Here is a 21,048-nt window from a genome sequence, read left to right on the forward strand (position 1 = left end):
ACCGATGCCCGAAAGTCTTTCTGTCCGCAATCGCCCTCGCGGCTCTCGTCATCTACTGGTTATGAGTCCTGAGCGTAGAGCCAGCGTCAGAAAGATAAACAATCCTTTGTGTAGACGTCCGCTTCGTCCGCAACTCAGAACTTCACCAGGTTTTTGCGAATGGCAGCTGTTGACGAAAGCGGTCGTTGATTGTCGCTGTTCCGCGCCTTTGTGTGCGAAGGTCGGCTTAGCGGTGTAGGAAGGCCTTCCTTGAAAAAGGTTCAAGGTCTGAGTTGCGGACCTATAGGTCATAAAACAAAGCTGGTTGATTGGCGACACTTCACCGGATAGCGGCCATTTGACTGAGGGGATGGGACCGGGAGCGAACCCTCTCTAGTGCCGGTGTCGGCTCCTGTGTGATTGGTGCGCAAATCTTCGCATACTTCACCACAGCTCAGGTCTTCTCGAATGCCGTCTCGGCATCTCTGAAATGGCATGCCGCTCCGGCGCCTTCAGCCGATCAGCCATCTCGGCGGTTACACCGGCAGGCCCTCCGGCAAACCCGGCGCGATTGATACGCCAGATGCTTAACGCCAAGTTAAAATCATACAATCTACGAAGAACTTTGAAGAAGGAATGACACTTCAAAGATCGCCCCAGCAAAGCAGTCAAAGTAATGGGGAAAACAGCCGCGAAATTGGAGCGCCAACGCGAACTCTCCAAGGTTGCTCCGTCAGTGTCTTTGTGAGTTCAAACGACCGCACAAAGTCTGCTTCGAGCATCGCGTGCAACTGGGAAGCCGCGCGAGTGTCAAAGTACATTGCCATGGCCTCGAAGTTCAGACGGAATGACCTGTTGTCCATGTTTGTTGTGCCCACTGCCGCCACGGTATGATCGACCAGGACGACCTTCTGATGCATGAAGCCTGCATCGTATCGAAAGACCTTGACCCCCGCGTCGCGGATTTCGTCGAAATAGGCAAAGGCTGCAAGCCAAGGCACTTTGTGGTCGACGACTTCGGGAACAAGTATCCGAACATCAACGCCGCGCAGCGCGGCGAATTTCAAGGCCGCAATCACGTCCGTGTCCGGAACGAAATAGGGCGAGGCGATCCAGATGCGGTCCTTGGCCATGGAAATGCAGGCAAAGAAGAACAACGCCCCGGTTTCCATCTCGTCCGCCGGGCCGGTCGCCATCAGCATCGCGGCCATGTCATCCCCGGCCAGGGGTGCATCCCAGAGCAGGTCGTCAAGCAGCACCTCTTCGGTGGCCCAGTGCCAGTCCTCGGCAAAGATCAGCTGCAGCTGTGACACGATCGGCCCCTGCAGCCGGGCATGGGTGTCGCGCCAGTCGCCAAATTTCGGGTCCAGCCCCTTATACTCGTCGCCGAAATTCAGCCCGCCGGTAAAGCCTGTCTTACCATCCACGATGATGGTTTTGCGATGGTTGCGGAAGTTGAGGTGAAAGCGCGTTCGGGGCCCGGGCATCTTTTTGGGGTCGACGAATTCTACGCCGCCCGCACGTAACCGGTCGAAGTAGGTTGCGGGCAGCGCAATCGAGCCGACCGCATCGACGAGGAACCGCACGCTGACGCCCCGGCCTGCCGCCGCGATCATCCGCTCGGCCAGTGCGCGCCCGACGCCATCGTCCTTGACGATGTAGGATTGCGCCAGCACGTAATTCTCGGCCTCATCGATGGCATTGAAAATGTCTGCGAATGTTTCTTCGCCATCGACAAGCAGCCGCATGGAATTGCCGCGCACTGCCGGAAACCCGGAAATCGCCTCCAGCGGCCGGGGCGACACCGGCAGCGACACCGCCGGCCTATGCGTTTCGGCATGGATGCGCAGGCCTTCCATCACGCGTTCGCTACCTTTGCGGGAAAGGACGAACCCCCGGTACTTGTGATGGCCCAAGAATAGGTAGAGTGGCACGCCCAGGTAAGGCGCGACGATCAGCAGGATGGCCCAGCCCACCGCCCCCTGCGGCGTGCGTGCGGTTTGTACGGCGCGCCATGCGAAGAAAATGGCGACCCCTTCGAGGACAACCAGAAAGACCAGGATGAACTCAGTCATTGAGGACCTCCTTATCCGGGCCGGGCGTCTGATGAGGTTCCGGGGAAACCGTTTTGATCGTTTGGGTCGGATAAGCCAGTTGGGTTCCCACCTCAGCGACCAGAGACAGGATTTTCAGGCTGAGGTTTTCGCTGACGCGCAGAAAATCCGAGTAGGTGGGTAACCGAGTGCGCCCATAGAAGAGGATGTCTATGGAATGGTCGCTTAGCCCCTTAACCCGTACGTAGCAGGGGGCGGCATCCGAGGTGTCGAAATCGTCGCTTTCCTCCATGTAGCGCCGTAGCCCGTCACGAACGGCGATCACTTGGCTTTCGCTGGCAGAGAGTACCAGGCCGAAGGTCATCATGATCCGACGATGCTTCATCCGGGAATAATTCAGCACCACGCTGTTGGCCAGTTCCGCGTTCGGAACAAAGCGCGGGATCTGGTCAAAGCCGACGACCAGAGTCGAGCGCAGGTCCACCCGCTCGACAACACCGGTGACCAGACCCTCGACATCGATCGCATCTCCGGAAACGAAGCGCTCTTCGCTGCTGTTGGTCATGCCGGCCAGCAAGTTCCTGACAAGGTCCTGCGAGGCGATAGCCAGCCCCGCGCCAAGCACGCCAACGCCCGTCAGCGCGCCGGAAATATCAATCTGCCAGACCTCGAGCAACGCAGTTAAACCGAATAGAACAACTGCGAACTGCGTTACTCTAACAGTCCAGTCCTGTTCGAGACGAATAGATTTCGCATGGTCTTCATTCCCTAGCATTGAAACGAAAACTGCGGCCAAGCGGTACCACGCAGTAAACACAGCAATGATGCTGACGGATGTTAATATTCGACGCAAAAATCCACCCAGCAGTTCAGGCGGGTGAAACAACTCGACAGCAAGGAAAAGGGAAAAGGTGACAAGAAGCACTTGGATGGCTTCGCGCAGCTTATCGCGGATCTCCTCTGATATTGCACTCTCCAAGCGGTGCATGAGGAAACTCAGGAACTGCAAGATCAATTCGGTTAGTGGTTTTCGAAGAAAGTAGACAAACAGGATGACAGCCAGCAAGCCGACCGCCAGCACAGGGTCGATACTCTCAACCCAGTTCGACAAGCTTTCAGCAGCTTTCTCTATGCTTGATTTCCCAAGGGTGTTGTCCAGGTGAGCAGTCAAAGCAAAAGGCTTCCCATAGATTACATTCGCCAAGCAGCTTGATTTCATGATCCTTGGCTGATGACTTTCCGAAGATCTACCCGCTCTCAGCCTGCTGTTAGAAACCGCCTCTTTAGGCCAGGTGTCGCGCCCGCGGCATCGATAATCGGCGCAAAAAAACACAGAGGCGCCGGTTGGTTTGGAGGCAGCCGCTGCGCTAGCTTTTGTCCTTGTTAGAGCTCTCCTTGGCGTTCCTGATCACGGCGCTGACCACGCTGCTTGCAACTTTGGGGGCGATGGAACCCAACGGGTCATTCGCCATTTTCTTGACGGCTTCCGCCGTGGCCTTGGCTTCTTCGGAAAAGGCTCGGATCTCGGCCTCGATGTCTTCAAGGGCCATGTCGCGCACCTCTGCGACCGGTGCTGTTTCCTGTTCCGCGCTGGATTTGCCTGCCATCGAAACCAAGATCGCGGCGACGATCAAATTCGCCAGCGACACAACCAAAGCCGCAATTGGCGCCGAAACACTTTGTGAAAGGGCCAAGTATGCCGACGCGTTCAACATGATCAAACCGACTGCCGCAGCGATACCCGCCGCCGCCATCAGACCGGTTTGTCGCCTCAATACGGCTAAGTGCCGCTGAGCGATCAGTCGCTCGGAACGGAGGACGATAGATACGTTTTTGGAGATGCGGTTCATTGCCAGCTCCCTACTTTGAACGACCGATCATATATCCTAGGGCGAATATTCCCAATGCAAGAAGCAGGGGGTGTTTGCTCGGCAGTTCTTCGATTTGTGCCAAAAGCTCGGATAGCTCGTTGTCCCACCCCCCCGGCTCTCCCTCTTCATCGATGTTGTCGGGCAATTCCGGCGTTTGCGCTGATGAACCGCCATGTTCCTTGAGCTTCTCGCGAAGAACCGCCAGTTCCGCTTCGAGCTCAGCTTTTGTAGCCATGCGGCAATCTCCCATTTGATTGCGTTGTCCGAGATCGAGGCAGGTGAAACCGGACCCTTCGGCAGGCAGAGACATTTCTGATCATTCAGCTCGGGACGTTTCCCATCGCCAGTCTTGCCGGAATCCATGCCCAAGGCCCCTTTTCGCTGCGCGCGGCCGGGTCAGCCCGGATCTAAGACTTCTTGAACTTGTCGTAGGCCGCCTTCATCTGCAGACCAAGCACCCGCGCCGCCTCGCCAACTTCCTCGGCGCTTTTTTCGAACTCGGCGCGTGTCAGGAACTTGTCCCACTGAGCGGTCAACTCTTGCCATTCGTCCTCGGCTTCCTTCGTCGCCAAGTGCATTTGCAGCCGCAACTCGTCGCGACGCTGCTGCAGGTCTGCCAATACATCCGTGATGTCCATTCCCACACCTCCTGAGTTTTCACATGCTGAGACCGTAGTGCCGTCTTAACAATACATCAAACCTTTACTTTTGGCGATCTGCGGACGTCGCTGCGCGAGCGTCGCCGTGTCACAAACGAGCGGCAGATTTTTTGCGTCTAGAGCACTCAGCCGAATGCGGCTAAGGTGGTTTGCTTAAAAGCCGTTTGCTTCAAAATGAAAAAGGCTAGACTCTCGCTGACGAATGACGTCGAGGTCGACCCGCTCTCGCGATCCAAGGATGGGACCACGCAATATGGACCAAAACACGTCTCCCCGGCCCGCTACGACCTTGGCGTTCTGGGCTTATTCCTCGATCATCGTTGGCACTACCGTCACAGGGCTTTTCGTTCTCAAGGAGCTACTGATACCACTGGCCATTTCTGGCCTTCTATTCGTGCTCGTTGCTTCTGTCATTGATCGCATCTCGGCCGTTCGGATCGGTGGCCGTGCGGTTCCTATCTGGCTGTCATATGTTTTGGGCTTCTTGCTTATCGTGGCCGGTATGCTCGCTATCTTGAGTGTGCTGTCGGCTCAGGCACAGGAGGTGGCTGCCGCGGTCCCACGATATCAAGACCGATTCGCTGGCATACTTGCGCATATCGTCGAGATCATCGGAGACGATAATGCAGCCGCGGTTTCTAACGTCATACAGGACCTCGATGCCAAGGGGTTCGCAGTGGAAACCGTCAGTTCGGCCAAGACATTTTTGTCCGGCGTATTCTTGGTTTTCTTGTACTTGCCGTTCATGTTGATTGAACGCCGCCCAATGCGGGAAAAGCTGGTGATATCTGCCAATGATCCAGAGCTAGGTGCGGAAATACGCAAGACCGTCATTATCATCTCGGATTCACTGCAACGGTATGTGGGCATCAAGACATTTGTGAGCGCCTTGACCGGCTTATTGTGCTACGCGATCATGAAGTACGTCGGCCTGGACTTTGCGGAAACGTGGGGCGTCCTGACGTTTGCCCTGAACTTCATTCCGTCCATTGGTTCGGCGCTGGCCGTGATTTTCCCTGCGATTGTGGCGCTGGTCCAGTTCGATGGCTATTCCGCCTTCCTGATCATCGCTCTGGGCTGCGGGGCAGTCCAATTCGTCATAGGCAACATTGTCGAGCCTGCGTTTACTGGGAAATCTCTCAACTTGTCCCCGATGATGGTGATTATCGCCCTGACGACATGGACGACGATCTGGGGGTTGCCTGGCGCTTTTCTCAGCGTTCCCATTACGGTTTGCATACTGATAATTTTTGCTCACGTTCCCGGCCTGAGATGGGCGGCTGTCTTGATGTCCGGCGACGGAAGGCTTTCGAAACCCGATCAAGAGACAGCGTCCGTTAAGCCCATAATCGACGATGCTGAGAATACCGGGCAGACAGATCTGGAGCTCGAGGCCAATCGGCTTCGGGAAGAATATGAAAAGAATCGTTCCAGGTGAGCCTGGGGACACCACTCAGCCATATCAGATCTCTAAGATCTGCTTGCGTCCAATCCCAGCCTGCCGTTCGAACCAAAGACAGTAAAACCGCATGATGCTTAGCAGCGCCAGGTGCTCTGCAACCCGCCATCACATCTTTCCCCGCGGTCCTTTCGCGCTTACTGTCTTTCACCCCTCGCAAGAGATACGAAAGCGGATGGGGACGTTCCTTCCCAGCGATGGAAAGCCTCAGAAAAACTCTGCCGATGTTCAAAACCCAAGAGTTCGCTCGTCTCGTTGACCGATCGTCCGGACGCAAGTTCTGACCGCGCTTTTTGGTGCACGGCCCTGTTTCGCAGAACGCTGAAACTCGTCCCCTGATTTTTCAGGCGCAACTGAAGGGTGCGCGCGTTGGTGTCGAGCAGGTAAGCTGCCTCGGACAATCCGAGCGGACGATAAAGCCCCTTCAAAGCAGCGGCGTTCATCTTTGTAATTATCACCGCTAAATCCGCGGCGTTCGCAGGTTCATTCAATTCTTCAACGATCGAGGGCAAGAAAGCGGATAGTTCCGGGTTCGAGAGTTTCAGGGGGCTTTTCAGCAAATGTTCATTGAACTCCAAAGCATATTCCGAAGCAGGGACGAACTGCTGTACTTTTGGTAAAATGCCTTGATGCTTGTACGAAGCACCCGGGAAAAACATTTTGAGATCAGCATTCTCGACTCTGTCCGAAAGGCAAACCAGATAGCAAGTTAATGCAATCAGATACTTGGAGTTAGCATCAAAGCTATCATGAACAAGCGGCGCGGTAGACACCGATACTCGGCACCGGTTTCGTTGCAAACGAATGTTCATTTGCCCATTGTAGACAAGGCCGCCCATTAGTCGCTGTGCTGTTTTCAAAGCTGTCCATAAGGTGTCGGAGTGGATGCAGGCCTTTCCGAATAAACCCAGCGTTCCCAAATTTGGCGCCATTCCGGCCCGTAAGAACAGATTTCTGTCCTCGTCTTCGGAACCGATACGCGCCAAGGCTTGCAGATAGTCGATATAGGAAAGCTGTGCTTCGGCAAACCACTGATCCACATTGTCTCTCAGGTCCCGCCTGATCCGCGCCGCCCTGGAGGGGTGCGTTTGCGACAGAAGATCAAGGGGCGCACGAATTAGCGCCAACCTGACCATAGAAGGTTTCTCCACCTCCAGGATCTCAGCATTCGATTTTTGCGCGTTTGCCGACATTTCCCAAGCCCTTGTGATCTATTCTTTTCTGCAGAATCACTGCGGGCAGAAAAGCAGGTCGTGTGAATTCGATTTTAGAGTGCGGCAAAGCGTTATCAAGGCGCTTGGCCCTCTTCGTGTCACCGGTCTGAAGAAAGCTGCTTGTTGCGGGTTGGAGTGCGGAGGCTCGATCGGGCTCTGCGTGGGCGCTTACAAGTAATCCGGGAAGGATTGGCCAGATGACCATTGGGAACGCTTCCCAAAAGATGCTTCGACGGATTTTTCATAGGGCCTGCGCAGTGTCGCCAGCGCAGACTGCAGGCATAACCAGAGCGGTGTCTGCAAACGTTCCGATTAGAGCGTTCACCTTGGTCGCTTCGATCTGTTTGTCCTTGACTGCGGGTGACGCCCTGGCTTCGCCGGACAGCGAAAATCAGGCCGCTGCCCAGGCCAACAATCCCCTGGCGGACATCCGTGCGTTTAACCTCCAAAACTACTATGTTGGCGCGTTCAATGGCGTGCCGAACGGCTCAGGAAACCAATTCGTTCTGCGTTATGCGCAACCTTTGCAGATCGGGGCTTCGAACTGGCTGATACGAGCCTCGCTTCCGTTGAACTCTTTACCTGTCGGTCCGGGTTTCTCAACAGTCTCCGGCATCGGCGATCTGGATATCTTTGCTGCCTATCAGTTCGACACCGGAAACCCTGCAACCAGTTTTGCAATCGGGCCTCAGATCGTGGCGCCTTCAGGGAAAAATGGCCTTGGGGCGGACCAGTGGCAATTGGGTCTCGCCAACGTTTACTTCAACGCGACCTCGCCATTGGTTCAGTACGGTTACCTGCTGACCTACCGCGGAGGTGTGGGTGATACGAATGGCAAACCCCGTGCCAGCGTGGCCGCGTTCCAACCCTTTGTTTTTTATCAGCTGGGCAAAGGTTGGTATACGGGAGGCGCCCCGATTTGGAGCTACAACTTCGAGAACGACAACTACGGAGTCCCGCTGGGGCTGAGACTGGGTAAAGTGACCCGGCGAGACAAGACTGTCTTCAACGTTTTTGTCGAACCCCAGTACTCCGTTGCCAAGCGCGGGGCCGGCGTGCCGGAATGGCAGATCTACCTGGCTTTGAACATGCAGTTTCTGAAATAGCCGGGAGCTCCGGCCTCCATCCAAATACTATCCCTAACCAAAATCCTGAAAGAGGAACAATACCATGGAAAAGTTTGTAGCAGTCGTGTTCGACACAGAGGAAGCTGCTTTCAAAGGGGCAGAGGCGCTACGGGATTTGCATCGGAACGGTGAACTGGCGGTATACGCGGCTGCTGTCATCGGTAAAGACGCAGACGGTCAGGTAGCGATCAAGAAAGCCCAGGATGAAGGTCCAATCGGCACGGCCTTTGGCATGATGCTCGGCGCAATGGTTGGTGTTCTAGCGGGGCCAGCAGCGATCGCGTCTGGCGCGGTGGTAGCTGGCACTGCTGCTGCAGGCCAAGCCGCGCTTGGCGGGATGGCCGTCGGCGGCATGACAGGTGGTCTTTTTGGCGTTTATCGCGATCTTTGGGTTTCCGGTGTAGATATGACGATGCTCGATCAGGTTTCTATGGAACTGCTTCCGGGCAAATCCTGCATCGTAGCATCTGTTGACGAGATATGGACGGCACCCCTCGATACCAAGATGGCTGAACATGGCGGGACCATATTCCGCAAGCCCCGCGTTGATGCCGTCGATGAGCAATGGGAAGCGGAAATGCGTGCCATGGACCGCGAGCTCGCTGAACTTGACGAGGAAATGCGGGCTGCGCATGAAGAAAATAAGGCCGCAATCAAGGCAAAAGTTGATACCGTGAAGTCGCGGATCGCGGAAAATAACAAGAAGATCAATGAGCGCCTTGACGCCATGGATGCAGAAATGGACGCGCGTCTGGATGCTCTTGACGAGCAGATCGCCAAAGCCTCTGCTGAACGAAAGGAAAAATTTGAAAAGCGCAAGGCCGAGATCAAGGAAGAGTACAAGGTCCGCAAGGAAAAGCTGAAAAACTCTGCCGAATTGGCGCGCGAGGCGTTGAAGCCCTGATTTCACGGCGGCTCCCGGGCAGGTCCAAACCCGCAAATCCTTTCTATCCCATTGGGTAAAGTATCTGCCGGGAGCGGAAAATCGGGAGACACACAAGAACCAAGACACACCGGGCTTTTCGGTCGATCCTGTAAGATCAGCCGAAAAGCCCGCCGAACCAACTCAAGAGGTAACGACATGCAAAACAGGTTTCTTTGGGTTCTGATGGGGATTGTATCTCTGCTGGGTGGGTTATTTGCCCTTGCAAATCCGGTATTGGCCAGTGGTTTCGCGACCGTAGTCATAGCTTTTGTCTTTATTGCCTTCGGCGTCGCTCAGGTGATCGCCGCCTTTCGTGATGAAACAAACACCGTAAAGTTCTGGACTATCCTTCTTGGGATCATGTGGGTTCTCATCGGCTTGATGATCTTGGGTCGGCCTTTGATGGGCATGGTGGTTCTAACCACTTTGATAGCCATTGCGTTCCTGTTTGGCGGCGCGGCCAAGATCGCGTATGCATTTGCGCTGGAGGATCGAAGAGCTTTCTGGATGGTCTTGATCTCCGGTATCGCCTCGCTTGCGCTCGGCGTCATCATCTTCATGGATTGGCCAGTTTCCGCTGTCTCGACTCTCGGCATACTCCTCGGGGTAGAGCTTATCGCCGACGGTGTGTCTTCATTCGCACTGGCGTTTAGTAAGGACAAGACGAAAGCAGCGGCAACTTAAGGGGACCGCTTCATATCGGACGACTGTCATTCCGTCATCATCGGGCAGTCCATGGATAAATCCGCCGGAGAGATCATGAACTCCGCCGTGACTGTCGTTTCTGGCGAGATCGCGCAACAGGAAAGCAACTAGGCGCAACTGGCGGAAAGCAGTGTCGGGCGCCGCTCGAAAAAAAGGAGGAAGATCATGTTATTCAACAAGATAACCAGACTATGCGCTATAACGGTGACAGCGCTGGGACTAATGTCCGGGGCCGCCACGGCGCAAAACTCGGAAAAACCCAATATTCTCGTGATCTGGGGCGACGATGTCGGCATGTTCAACATCAGCGCCTATAACCACGGGATGATGGGTTACCAGACGCCAAACATCGACCGCCTGGCAGCCGAGGGCGCGATGTTTACTGACGCCTATGCTCAACAGTCTTGCACCGCAGGACGAGCTTCATTCATCCTAGGCCAGCATCCTTTCCGGACTGGTCTTCTAACAATCGGCATGCCCGGGTCCAAGCATGGAATGCCCGAATGGTCGCCTACGATCGCGTCACTGCTCAAGAACCACGGTTACGCTACCGCGCAGTTTGGAAAGAACCACTTGGGCGACCAAGATGAGCACCTGCCGACGAACCATGGGTTCGACGAATTCTTCGGTAACCTGTATCACCTCAATGCTGAAGAGGAACCTGAGGGCTATTTCTATCCAAAAGATCCAGCATTTCGGGAACGCTATGGTCCGCGCGGCGTAATCAAGGCATCGGCGGATGGCCAGATTGAAGACACGGGTCCAATGACTCGGAAGCGTATGGAAACTGCCGATGAAGAATTTCTCGCGAGTGCAATGGACTTTATTGATCGGTCTGTGAAACAAGAAAAACCCTTTTTCGTTTGGATGAACACAACGCGAATGCATGTGTGGACCCGGCTGAAGTCGGAAAGCGTCGGCCTGACTGGCATGGGTCTTTACCCGGATGGTATGGCCGAGCATGACGGGCATGTCGGGCAGTTGCTCAACCAGCTTGACGAACTGGGAATCGCGGATAACACAATCGTTATCTACTCTACTGATAACGGCGCAGAAAAGGTTTCGTGGCCGGATGGCGGCATAACGCCGTTCCACGGAGAAAAAGGCACAACATTTGAAGGTGGTTTCCGCGTTCCGCAGCTAATCCGTTGGCCGGGCACAGTGAACCCGGGCACGAAGTTCAATGACATCATCAGCCATGAAGACTGGATGCCGACACTCTTGGCGGCTGCCGGCGAACCGGACATTAAGGAGAAGCTGCTAGAAGGCCACACTGCGAACGGCAAGGATTTCCGCGTTCATCTCGACGGCTACAATATGATGCCGTATCTATCGGGCGAGGTGGAAGAGAGCCCGCGCGATCAGATTTTTTACTTCTCGGCCAACGGTGAATTGAATGCAGTGAGGTGGAATGACTGGAAGGTGCATTTCGCAACGCTGGAGGGGAATATCACTGACGCCGTGCGCTTTGCTTCGAACTGGCCCAAGATCGTTCACTTGCGATCCGACCCACTCGAAGAAATGTGGCTAGAGTCGGATATGTACCTGCGATGGATGGCGGATCAGATGTGGCTCTTCGTGCCGATCCAAGAAGAAATCCGCGATTTCATTGCGTCTATGGACGGTTACCCTTTCCGAGAGGGTCAGGTTCTGAATGCCAGCGGCATCAATTACCAGTCGCTGCGAGCTATTCAGGTCCTCAAGGAGATCACTGAAAAGGGAATCATCTCTCCAGCCTATCAGTGATCAACCGAAAAAAGACTGTTTACGGCGTCCCTCATTGGGATGCCGTGACCAAGAGATCATCGAACAGAAGGAGAGGTAAATGAAGACGCTGTATTTGGTTGCGGGTATCTTGACGCTTCTCTCAAGTACATCGACCGCCCAAGAGAAGCCGCGCTTGGTCTTGCAGATCACCGTCGATCAACTGCGTGGCGACCTGATCGATCGCTACGGTCGGCATCTGGGAGATGGTGGGTTCCGCCGCCTGATTGACAGCGGCGTGCATTTCGTCGATGCCCATCACCGACATGCGAACACCGAGACAATCGTCGGGCATACGACGCTCGCCACCGGTACGGATCCGGCGATCCACGGCATGGTCGCGAACCTGTGGTTCGACCGGATCGGGGGCAAGCAGTTCTACAACGTGCAGGATCCCGACTTTCCGCTCGTAGGCGCCGAGGGCGTCGATACCAACGCCGAGATCGACCCCACCCAGAGGGCCGCGACGACGGATGGCCGCTCGCCCCGCAACATCCTGACCTCCACGATCTCGGACGAGATTGCGCTGCAGTTCGGCCCCGAGACGAAAATCTTTGGCGTCTCTATCAAGGATCGCGGCTCCATCTCGATGGCCGGGCACGCGGGCACCGCTTACTGGTTCTCAAAGTCGGAGGGGCGGTTCGTCACCAGCACCTTCTACCGCAATGCCTACCCGGAATGGATCACCGAGTGGGAGGCGAAGGCCGTCGTGGCGCGCTACGCCAACACCGCGTGGGAGCTGTCCGCCATGCCCGACGTCTACATGTTCGGCACACGCGACGATCAGCCATGGGAGACCGATTTCCCTGGCTTCGGGCGCACCTTCCCGCACGCGTTCGGCACGGCAGACGATAAGTATTTCACCACGCGCCTGACGCTGAGCCCCGCCGGCGATGAGATCACTGCCGACTTCGCCAAGGCGCTGATTGACGCCGAGGGGCTCGGGCAGGATGATGTGCCCGACTACCTCGCCGTTAGCCTGTCTTCCACCGACTATGTCGGCCACGTCTTCGGCCCCTCCAGCCTGGAGTCGGAGGATAACATCCTGCGGCTCGACCGGACGTTGGCCGACTTGCTGGCACATATCGACGAACGTGTCGGGCTGGACCGGACGCTCGTGGTCCTGTCTGCCGACCACGGCGCGCCAGAGCATCCCGACTACCTCGCCACACTCGGCATCGAAGCCGGAACCTTTGACTTCGAGCGCGTAGACACCGAGCCGGGTTTCGTGCGCTTGGCCGCCGAATTCGGCGAGAGTCGCGACCTGATCCTTAATTTTTCCAACCCTTACCTTTATCTAGATACGGCTGAAATCGCGACCCGCGGCTTCGACCGCGTTTTGGTGGAGCGCGCAGTGGCCGCGGAACTGGAGCGGCTGCCAGGCATCGCCCATGCCATTGCCAGCTCAGACCTTCGCGCGGGCGCAGTGCCGCGCGGCAAGATTCAGGACGCGGTTCTGGCCAACTTCCACCCCGACCGCTCGGGCGACATTTACATCGTCTTCGAGCCGCACTGGTTCATCGCCGACTTCGACGGGCTGCATGTGGCTTCCGCCCACGGCTCGCCCTGGACTTACGACACGCACGTGCCAATAATTGTTGCTGGCCCTGGTATCGACCCTGCCCGGGTCGCTCGAAGGGTTGAAACGGTTGACGTTGCCCCTACGATAGCAGCCTATTTGGGCACAAAGCCGCCCTCAGGCGCGCTGGGCCAGCCGCTTGTCGAAGCACTGAGGTAATCTGGGAAAATGAGCTTGATTGCCGCTGTCGCCTTCACTTCAGTATTGCTTGCCGCGACAACGGTTGATGCAACCGTCGCCGTCCTTTCGCTCGATTTCGGTGGGATGTCGATGGGACTTTTCGGTGGATTGGCGCTCTTTCTTCTTGGAATGAACTTCCTGTCAGATGGTCTCAAGAACGCTGCCGGCGATCAGATGCGTGTTGTGCTCCAGAAGTTCACCAAGAACAGGGTGATGGCCGCCATCACCGGTGCCGGCGTGACAGCCGTGGTCCAGTCTTCGTCCGTCACCACAGTACTTGTGGTAGGGTTCGTGTCCGCCGGCGTCATGTCACTGCAGCAGTCTGTTGGTGTGATCATGGGCGCCAATGTGGGGTCAACCATGACCGCTCAAATTGTGGCTTTTAGCGTTGAAGAATACGCTCCGGCGATGATCGCGCTGGGTTTTTTTACCAACTTCATCGCCAAAAAAGACCAAACCCGACATCTTGGGTCTATCTTGATGGGTCTTGGACTAGTCTTTTTCGGGATGGGCATGATGAGCTTCGCAATGGTACCGCTGCGTGGCTACGAACCATTTATCAGTCTGATGCAATCAATGGCTGAAAGCCCGGTTCTTGCCATTGCGATCGCGGCGCTCTTCACCGCACTTGTGCAATCCTCCTCGGCCACGACGAGCATTATCGTAATCATGGCGAGCGAGGGGTTGGTTTCTCTGGAGGCCGGAATCGCCATGGCGCTCGGCGCCAATATCGGGACATGCGTGACAGCCGGTCTGTCCTCGCTCGGCAAACCGCTGGATGCGCGTCGTGCAGCGACAGTACACGTCATTTTCAACGTCGCGGGTGTTTTGCTTTGGTTGCCCCTGATTTCGTTACTCGCATCGCTGACGGTCTCTGTTTCGCCTAGCTACCCGGATCTTGTCGGTGCGGAGCGCTTGGCCGTTGAAGCGCCGCGGCAGATTGCGAATGCGAACACGCTTTTCAACGTTATCAACACGGTGATCTTCCTGTTCTTCACTCAGCAGATCGCCGCTCTTGCCATCCGCCTGGTCCCAGAGTCGAAGTCTGCAGAGGCAACAGATTCTGTCGTTCCGGAGTTTCTTGACGACGCGCTCCTGAGCACGCCAGTCATGGCGCTGCAGGCCGCGCGTGAAGAAACGGCACGGCTAGGAGGTCTTGCCCAAAACATGCTCAACGAGATTTGGGCAGCTATACAATCGGGGGACAACGCCAGACTCGACGAAGCTGAAAGCCAGGCAAAAAGGGGTACGGCACTGCTGCCGCAGATTACGCGTTTTGTGGCGCGCGTTGGTGAAAGCGAACTGCGTGAAGCGGATGCAGACGAACGGGTCAATCTCGCCATTGCAGCCACCGAACTCAACATGATTTCGGAGATCCTCAAAGTTCGGATCCTGCCCGTTCTCCGTACAATACGTTCCAATGACGAAGAACTAGGACTGTCCGATATGTATAAGTTGATGGAAATGTCGGTTCGGGACGCCGTCAGCGCCGTTCGCGACAGAGACAAAGACGCAGCTATGCGCGTGCTCGGATACAAGGATGCCGGAGAACGGGCCTTCGCATCGCTTGCTGCGGCACAGGTTTTGACGACCGATGACAAGGGAAGGGCCGAAGATTTACGCCTGCGGATCGAGCTTGCCCAAACGCTGCGCGTGCTCATGATGATAACTCGTCGAGCCGCCCGAACGGTTCTTCGTAGTGGCGACGATCAAGAATAAGTGACAAAACTAGGGCCTGTGGACAATCACCTTGAGGCGATGAAGTTCCAGTTGGCCGCGTAGCTGCAATCGGTTTTGTCGTAGCGCGTGGCTATGCCTCTAAATTCCTTCTTTTTGCGAAGTAGTTTTCTATCAGATACCGCCATTTATAGGCGTCGACATCATGGTCTCGATGGTTCTTTCGGTTCGACTTCGGCGGGATCACTGCAGTCCCCCCACGCGCGTCCAGCTCCTCCAGAAGCCAGTTTGGGTCGAACGTCTTGTCGGCCAGCAACGCGCCGAAGGAAATGCTCCGGATCAGCGGCGCGCCCCCCTTCATGTCATGCGCCTGACCTGGCAGCGGCAGGAACCGTACGAGGTTGCCGAGCGCATCCACGAGCGCCACGATCTTCGTCGTCAGCTCGCCGCGCGAACGCCCGATGGAATGAGCTTGAGTCCCCCTTTTGCGCCCGTCGCCTTCTGGTGGACCGAAACGATAGTGCCGTCGATGAGCGCTTACTCGAAGTCCGGGTCATCCCTCATGCGTCACATGGCGGCGGAGAGCAAGGTCTGGGCCTTCAACGGCGTCGCGGACATGGGTGAGACGCCACTGCTGGAAGCGGCGCTTGGCGACACCGCGCGGATCATCGACGACTACTTTGTCGAAGGTCACGTGCCGGCTGGCGATGTGCTGCGGTTGCTAGCCGAGCGCCCCGACGCGCTTGGCCTGACGGTGCCGGGCATGCCGATCAGCTCGCCCGGAATGGAAATGGATGACCAGCGCGACGCTTATGACACACTGCTCGTTCTGTGCGACGGCTCGGCTGAGGTGTTCAACAGCCACACCTAGCCTCCGATTGGCTTGGTGGCACACGCGGTTCTCGAGCCCAATTTTATTCCGGTCTGGTAGGCAAAGCTGTCTTTCCTTCTTCGGAAACCTTGTCGGCAGTGGGCTCAGTGCAGTCATTCAGTGAAATCTGCTCAACGTCTGCTTTGCGGTGTCGCTTCAGCCCCTCGATGCACCGCTAAATCAAAGCGCACAGATTTTCGTTTCAAGAATCCTTCGGTTTAAGGTTGGAATGGCTGACGGATGCACGGCAATAGCGGTATTCACAGGCCTAGCAAAGCAAACTAAGTCAAAACATGGAATCTCCGTCTTCTCGGACTTCGCAGGCATGGACGAAAATACAGGGGATATATCAAGGGACAAAATACGATTGTTCGAAAACGACAAGCATTATCAGTATATTGAGAATATACTTGGTGCCTCAAGAGGGACTCGAACCCCCGACCTTGTCCTTACGAAGGACCTGCTCTACCAGCTGAGCTATTGAGGCAGGCGACTGTTCTGTAAACGGTCAGGCTGAAACGCGCAAGCCTCCTTCTGCGGATTGCATAAGTTGCTTTTCAAAACCATGGATGCCACCGAATGCGACGCAGCAAGTTCGAAAGGCTATTGATCTGTCTGTCCCTGTTTTTCGATTGTGAATTTTCTGTAACAGCGCCGATTAAGGATTGCGGCATGGACCTTATTTCTATATTTCATGAAATATGCTAGAAAAAATTGCAGACCAACTGGCCATTCTCGGCCACCCGCAACGTATTTCAGTGTTTCGCATGTTAATGCGACGCTTTCCTGACACTGTGCCCGCGGGCGAACTGTCAAACGAACTGGGCATCAAACCCAGTACGTTGTCGAATTATCTGAACGCGCTTCAACGCTCGGGCCTGGTAACGCAGGAACGGTCGGGAACTTCTCTGCTTTATTCGGTTGATATGAAGAACGTGCAGCACATGCTTGGCTTTCTGCTGAACGATTGCTGCCGGGGTCGCCCGGATATCTGTATGCCCTTACAGCAAGGAAAAGGCACAATGACAGATCGGAAATTCAACGTATTGTTCATTTGCGTCGGTAACTCTGCACGCTCCATCTTTGCTGAATCGCTTCTGCGGGATTTCGGCGGTGACCGGTTCAACGTCTTTTCGGCCGGGACAAGGCCTTTTTCCGAAGTGAACCCGTTTGCGGTGCAGGTTCTGGCGGACAAGGGGCATGATACGTCCTTGCTCCGGTCCAAGACAGTGTCAGAGTTTTCCGGCCCTGACGCACCAGAAATGGATTTTGTGTTCACCGTCTGCAACAAGGCCGCAAATGAGGAATGCCCAGCGTGGCAAGGGCAGCCGATCAGCGGCCATTGGGGCATGGAAGATCCGGTGAAAGCTGAAGGCACTGATGCTGAAAAAAGCCTCGCGTTCCAAAGAGCCTATGGCGCACTCAAGCGCCGGATACAGGCCTTCACCGCGCTACCCGTCGAAAGCCTTGACCGGATTGCACTGCAATCCGCAGTCGATGACATCGGCAGAACACCCCTTGAGGACATCAAATGACGACGTTTGCGGTAAACGGTCTGGGCCGGATCGGAAAGCTGGCGTTGAAACCGTTGCTTGAAAAGGGTGCCAAGATCGCATGGATCAATGATTGTATTGGCGATCCGGCGATGCATGCGCATCTGCTTGAGTTCGACACAGTTCATGGCCGCTGGGATGCGCGTTTCGAACACGACACCGATAGCGTGACACTCAACGGAACCCGGCTGCCTTTCATTGGCACGAAACACATCGGCCAGTTACCGCTGAGCGGCGTCGACGTGGTGATCGATTGCACCGGTGTATTCAAGACCGAAGCCAAGCTGACCCCCTATTTCAAAGCCGGGGTGAAAAAGGTTGTGGTGTCAGCCCCGGTAAAGGACGGCCCGGCCGCAAATATTGTCATGGGCGTCAATGACAGCATTTATGATCCTGCTGTTCATCACATCGTCACGGCAGCGTCCTGCACCACCAATTGCCTAGCGCCGGTGGTGAAAGTGATCCACGAAAACCTGGGCATCTGTCACGGGTCGATGACGACGATACACGATGTGACCAACACCCAGACCATCGTAGACCGTCCTGCAAAAGACCTGCGGCGCGCGCGATCAGCACTGAATTCTCTGATCCCAACCACCACGGGGTCAGCTACAGCGATCACATTGATTTACCCCGAACTCACAGGGCGGTTGAACGGTCATGCAGTGCGCGTGCCGCTGCTGAACGCTTCGCTGACGGATTGCGTTTTCGAAGTCGAACGGGAAACCACTGTTGACGAGGTCAACACATTCTTCAAAGCCGCAGCCGAAGGTGAACTCAAGGGCATTCTGGGCTATGAGACCCGCCCGCTGGTCTCAACTGACTACACCAATGACGAACGGTCTTCGATCATCGACGCGCCCTCAACCATGGTGGTGAACGGGACGCAGGTGAAGGTTTATGCATGGTATGACAACGAAACGGGCTATGCCCACCGCCTTGTCGACGTTGCGTTCATGGTTGGGAACACGCTGTGACACAAAAGCCCGAAGGTCTGTCGGCCTACATCGCCGTTACTGCGGCGTACTGGGCTTTTATGCTAACCGACGGGGCCCTGCGCATGTTGGTGCTGCTGCATTTTCACACCTTGGGCTTCTCGCCAGTGCAACTGGCCTACCTGTTTGTGCTGTATGAGGTCGCTGGTATGGTCACAAATCTTGCCGCCGGATGGATCGCGGCTCGGTTCGGTTTGACCTCGACCCTGTATGCCGGTCTGGGGCTTCAGGTCGTGGCGCTTTTGGCGCTGGCGCAATTAGACCCTAACTGGGCGATCGGCGCTTCTGTTACCTTTGTCATGCTTGTGCAGGGCGCCAGCGGAGTGGCCAAGGATCTGGCCAAAATGTCCTCAAAATCTGCCGTCAAACTCTTGGCCCCGCCCGAGGGCGGCGGACTGTTCCGTTGGGTCGCGATGCTGACCGGCTCAAAGAACGCGGTCAAAGGGCTGGGCTTTTTACTGGGGGCTGCGCTGTTGGCCACATTGGGTTTTGTCTGGGCTGTGCTGGTCATGGCGATTGTGCTGGCCGTCATCCTTGCGGCGGTCATTCTGTACATGCCACCGGGCCTGCCAAAAGGGCGCAAAAGCGCCAAATTCTCTGAGGTCTTTTCGAAATCCGCCAACGTGAATTGGCTGTCGGCGGCGCGGATTTTTCTATTTGGCGCACGGGATGTGTGGTTCGTCGTCGGTATACCGATTTACTTTTATGCTGTGTTGTCAGACGGCACCGAAGATGGAAACCGCGCGGCGTTCTTCATGATCGGCACCTTCATGGCCGTCTGGGTCATCCTTTACGGCGTCGTTCAGGCCATCGCACCAGGTATCCTGCGCGCATCCCGGCGCAGCGAAGGCGACCTGATCCGCGCCGCGCGAAAATGGGCCGCAATGCTGTTTTGCGTTCCAGCCGCTTTGATGGTTGCCGTGCTTGCCTCATCTGGGCCCGAGGCGTGGCTGACCAAAACGCTTGTCATAGGTTTGCTGGTGTTCGGGGCAATTTTCGCTGTGAGCTCATCGTTGCATTCCTATCTGATCCTAGCGTTCAGCAAGTCTGAGCGTGTAACGATGGATGTAGGGTTCTACTACATGGCCAACGCGACAGGCCGCCTTGTGGGCACTGTTCTGTCTGGCCTGACCTACCAGATTGGCGGGCTTCCACTGGTTCTGGGCACGTCTGCTGTAATGATAGCATTGGCGGCGCTGACATCCGGTAAGCTGACAGATCAAACAAATGAGGCTTATGCATGAGCATCTTCGAACGCTACCTGACCATCTGGATCGCATTGGCTATGATTGGCGGTGTGCTGATCGGCCTGACCGCACCGGGCCTTGTGCAACTAGTTGCCTCGGCTGAGGTGGCCAGCGTCAATCTGGTGGTGGCCGTCCTGATCTGGGCGATGGTCTACCCGATGATGGTCGGTGTCGACTTTGGCGCAGTAGCGGGGGTCGCGCGCCAACCAAAAGGTTTGATCGTGACGCTGGTGGTCAACTGGCTGATCAAACCCTTCACCATGGCCTTTCTGGCGGTTGTGTTTTTCAACTATGTCTTTGCGCCCTGGATTCAGCCCGAAGACGCCGCACAATACACAGCTGGCCTGATACTGCTGGGCGCGGCCCCCTGTACCGCGATGGTGTTTGTCTGGTCTCAACTCACCAAAGGGGATGCGACTTACACGCTGGTGCAGGTCTCGGTGAACGATCTGATTATGGTCGTGGCTTTTGCCCCTATCGTGGCTTTCTTGCTAGGCGTGACTGACATCAAGGTGCCATGGCAAACGCTGGTTCTGGCGACGGTGCTTTATGTTGTGCTGCCGCTGATCGCCGGGCTGATCACCCGCCGCAAACTGGGTTCAAAAGACGCCATTGATGCCTTTTCGTCCCGCGTAAAGCCGTGGTCGGTCATGGGCCTGATCGTAACGGTCGTCATCCTGTTTGGCCTTCAGGGTCAGACTATTCTTGCCAAGCCGTTGGTGATCGTGCTGATCGCGGTTCCAATCCTGATCCAGAGCTACGGGATTTTCGCACTGGCCTACGGGGCGGCCTATGCGCTGAAAGTCCCTCATCGAATCGCGGCCCCATGCGCCATGATTGGTACGTCAAACTTCTTTGAGCTGGCCGTCGCTGTCGCCATCAGCCTGTTCGGCCTGAACTCAGGCGCTGCTTTGGCGACTGTCGTTGGGGTTCTGGTCGAGGTTCCGGTCATGCTTTCGCTTGTTGCTTTTGCCAATCGTACCCGCTCGCGGTTTCCCGAACCCGAAAGGTCCGGAGTGACGGGCACCAAGACCTTGATATCTTAAGAAAGCCAACTCTCGTCATAAGAAATGACTAATTTTTACATTATGTTAACCAAAAAAAAAGGGGAAGCGAGGAAAAATAAGGCTCACTTAGATTTTATTAAGAGCCAATCGTGCAGTGTCCGGTGGAATTTCGAAAACCACGG

17 protein-coding genes, 1 tRNA gene and 2 pseudogenes are annotated in these 21,048 nt (G+C 55.8%); 12 read left to right on the forward strand and 8 right to left on the reverse strand.

The window, feature by feature from the left end:
- Window positions 1-647: 647 nt before the first annotated feature.
- The 5 genes from cls to AC2FIT_RS14700 form a co-directional block, all read right to left on the reverse strand.
- Window positions 648-2,054: a cardiolipin synthase gene (gene cls / locus AC2FIT_RS14680; RefSeq protein ID WP_496830661.1), complete on the reverse strand. Its 1,407-nt coding sequence runs from the start codon at window positions 2,052-2,054 to the stop codon at window positions 648-650.
- Window positions 2,047-3,144 carry a mechanosensitive ion channel family protein gene (locus AC2FIT_RS14685; RefSeq protein ID WP_496830663.1) on the reverse strand — a complete coding sequence of 366 codons (1,098 nt, stop codon included), beginning with the start codon at window positions 3,142-3,144 and terminating at the stop codon, window positions 2,047-2,049. The genes cls and AC2FIT_RS14685 overlap by 8 nt, the downstream gene beginning before the upstream one ends.
- Window positions 3,145-3,400: 256 nt before the next feature.
- Window positions 3,401-3,883 carry a phage holin family protein gene (locus AC2FIT_RS14690; RefSeq protein WP_496830665.1) on the reverse strand — a complete coding sequence of 161 codons (483 nt, stop codon included), beginning with the start codon at window positions 3,881-3,883 and terminating at the stop codon, window positions 3,401-3,403.
- A 10-nt stretch (window positions 3,884-3,893) separates the two neighbouring features.
- Window positions 3,894-4,139, reverse strand: a complete 246-nt coding sequence (locus AC2FIT_RS14695; RefSeq protein WP_496830667.1) for a hypothetical protein — start codon at window positions 4,137-4,139, stop codon at window positions 3,894-3,896.
- A 172-nt stretch (window positions 4,140-4,311) separates the two neighbouring features.
- Window positions 4,312-4,542, reverse strand: a complete 231-nt coding sequence (locus tag AC2FIT_RS14700) for a hypothetical protein (protein WP_496830669.1) — start codon at window positions 4,540-4,542, stop codon at window positions 4,312-4,314.
- Window positions 4,543-4,816: 274 nt separating this feature from the next.
- On the opposite strand from AC2FIT_RS14700, the gene AC2FIT_RS14705 reads away from it, so the two are divergent.
- Complete coding sequence (locus AC2FIT_RS14705; protein ID WP_496830671.1) at window positions 4,817-6,001, forward strand: AI-2E family transporter; 1,185 nt, start codon at window positions 4,817-4,819, stop codon at window positions 5,999-6,001.
- Window positions 6,002-6,159: 158 nt separating this feature from the next.
- Here AC2FIT_RS14705 and AC2FIT_RS14710 read toward each other — a convergent pair whose 3' ends face one another.
- Window positions 6,160-7,215 carry a helix-turn-helix domain-containing protein gene (locus tag AC2FIT_RS14710; RefSeq protein WP_496830673.1) on the reverse strand — a complete coding sequence of 352 codons (1,056 nt, stop codon included), beginning with the start codon at window positions 7,213-7,215 and terminating at the stop codon, window positions 6,160-6,162.
- A 314-nt stretch (window positions 7,216-7,529) separates the two neighbouring features.
- On the opposite strand from AC2FIT_RS14710, the gene AC2FIT_RS14715 reads away from it, so the two are divergent.
- The 6 genes from AC2FIT_RS14715 (at window position 7,530) to AC2FIT_RS14740 (ending at window position 15,235) form a co-directional block, all read left to right on the forward strand.
- Window positions 7,530-8,342 (forward strand): hypothetical protein, encoded by an 813-nt coding sequence (locus AC2FIT_RS14715; protein WP_496830675.1) that lies wholly within the window; start codon window positions 7,530-7,532, stop codon window positions 8,340-8,342.
- 64 nt (window positions 8,343-8,406) lie between these two features.
- Window positions 8,407-9,267, forward strand: coding sequence for a DUF1269 domain-containing protein (locus tag AC2FIT_RS14720; protein ID WP_496830677.1), 861 nt, complete (start codon window positions 8,407-8,409; stop codon window positions 9,265-9,267).
- Between the two features lie 177 nt (window positions 9,268-9,444).
- Window positions 9,445-9,972: an HdeD family acid-resistance protein gene (locus AC2FIT_RS14725; protein ID WP_496830679.1), complete on the forward strand. Its 528-nt coding sequence runs from the start codon at window positions 9,445-9,447 to the stop codon at window positions 9,970-9,972.
- A 186-nt stretch (window positions 9,973-10,158) separates the two neighbouring features.
- Window positions 10,159-11,739, forward strand: a complete 1,581-nt coding sequence (locus AC2FIT_RS14730) for an arylsulfatase (protein ID WP_496830681.1) — start codon at window positions 10,159-10,161, stop codon at window positions 11,737-11,739.
- A gap of 79 nt (window positions 11,740-11,818) precedes the next feature.
- A complete protein-coding gene (locus AC2FIT_RS14735) occupies window positions 11,819-13,495 on the forward strand; it encodes an alkaline phosphatase family protein (protein WP_496830683.1) in 1,677 nt (558 codons plus the stop codon).
- A gap of 9 nt (window positions 13,496-13,504) precedes the next feature.
- Window positions 13,505-15,235 carry a Na/Pi cotransporter family protein gene (locus tag AC2FIT_RS14740; protein ID WP_496830685.1) on the forward strand — a complete coding sequence of 577 codons (1,731 nt, stop codon included), beginning with the start codon at window positions 13,505-13,507 and terminating at the stop codon, window positions 15,233-15,235.
- Between the two features lie 26 nt (window positions 15,236-15,261).
- Here the strand turns inward: AC2FIT_RS14740 and AC2FIT_RS14745 are convergent.
- Window positions 15,262-15,730, reverse strand: a pseudogene (locus AC2FIT_RS14745) (IS5 family transposase); the annotation flags it as partial.
- A 127-nt stretch (window positions 15,731-15,857) separates the two neighbouring features.
- On the opposite strand from AC2FIT_RS14745, the pseudogene AC2FIT_RS14750 reads away from it, so the two are divergent.
- Window positions 15,858-16,064: pseudogene (locus tag AC2FIT_RS14750) on the forward strand (DUF411 domain-containing protein); the annotation flags it as partial.
- Window positions 16,065-16,475: 411 nt separating this feature from the next.
- On the opposite strand, the gene AC2FIT_RS14755 reads toward AC2FIT_RS14750, so the two are convergent.
- A tRNA-Thr gene (locus tag AC2FIT_RS14755) sits at window positions 16,476-16,551 on the reverse strand.
- Between the two features lie 214 nt (window positions 16,552-16,765).
- Here AC2FIT_RS14755 and AC2FIT_RS14760 point away from each other — a divergent pair.
- The 4 genes from AC2FIT_RS14760 to arsB are packed head-to-tail and all read left to right on the forward strand — an operon-like array spanning window position 16,766 to window position 20,905.
- Window positions 16,766-17,599 (forward strand): arsenate reductase/protein-tyrosine-phosphatase family protein, encoded by an 834-nt coding sequence (locus AC2FIT_RS14760; RefSeq protein WP_496830687.1) that lies wholly within the window; start codon window positions 16,766-16,768, stop codon window positions 17,597-17,599.
- Entirely contained in the window at window positions 17,596-18,594 is a 999-nt protein-coding gene (locus tag AC2FIT_RS14765) for an ArsJ-associated glyceraldehyde-3-phosphate dehydrogenase (RefSeq protein WP_496830689.1), read from the forward strand. Before AC2FIT_RS14760 ends, AC2FIT_RS14765 begins: the two co-directional genes overlap by 4 nt.
- On the forward strand, window positions 18,591-19,856 hold the full coding sequence (gene arsJ, locus AC2FIT_RS14770; RefSeq protein WP_496830691.1) for an organoarsenical effux MFS transporter ArsJ: 1,266 nt from the start codon (window positions 18,591-18,593) through the stop codon (window positions 19,854-19,856). The genes AC2FIT_RS14765 and arsJ overlap by 4 nt, the downstream gene beginning before the upstream one ends.
- Window positions 19,853-20,905, forward strand: a complete 1,053-nt coding sequence (gene arsB / locus AC2FIT_RS14775) for an ACR3 family arsenite efflux transporter (RefSeq protein ID WP_496830693.1) — start codon at window positions 19,853-19,855, stop codon at window positions 20,903-20,905. Before arsJ ends, arsB begins: the two co-directional genes overlap by 4 nt.
- Window positions 20,906-21,048: the final 143 nt, after the last annotated feature.

This window comes from Ruegeria sp. YTSA135 (genome assembly GCF_059610165.1).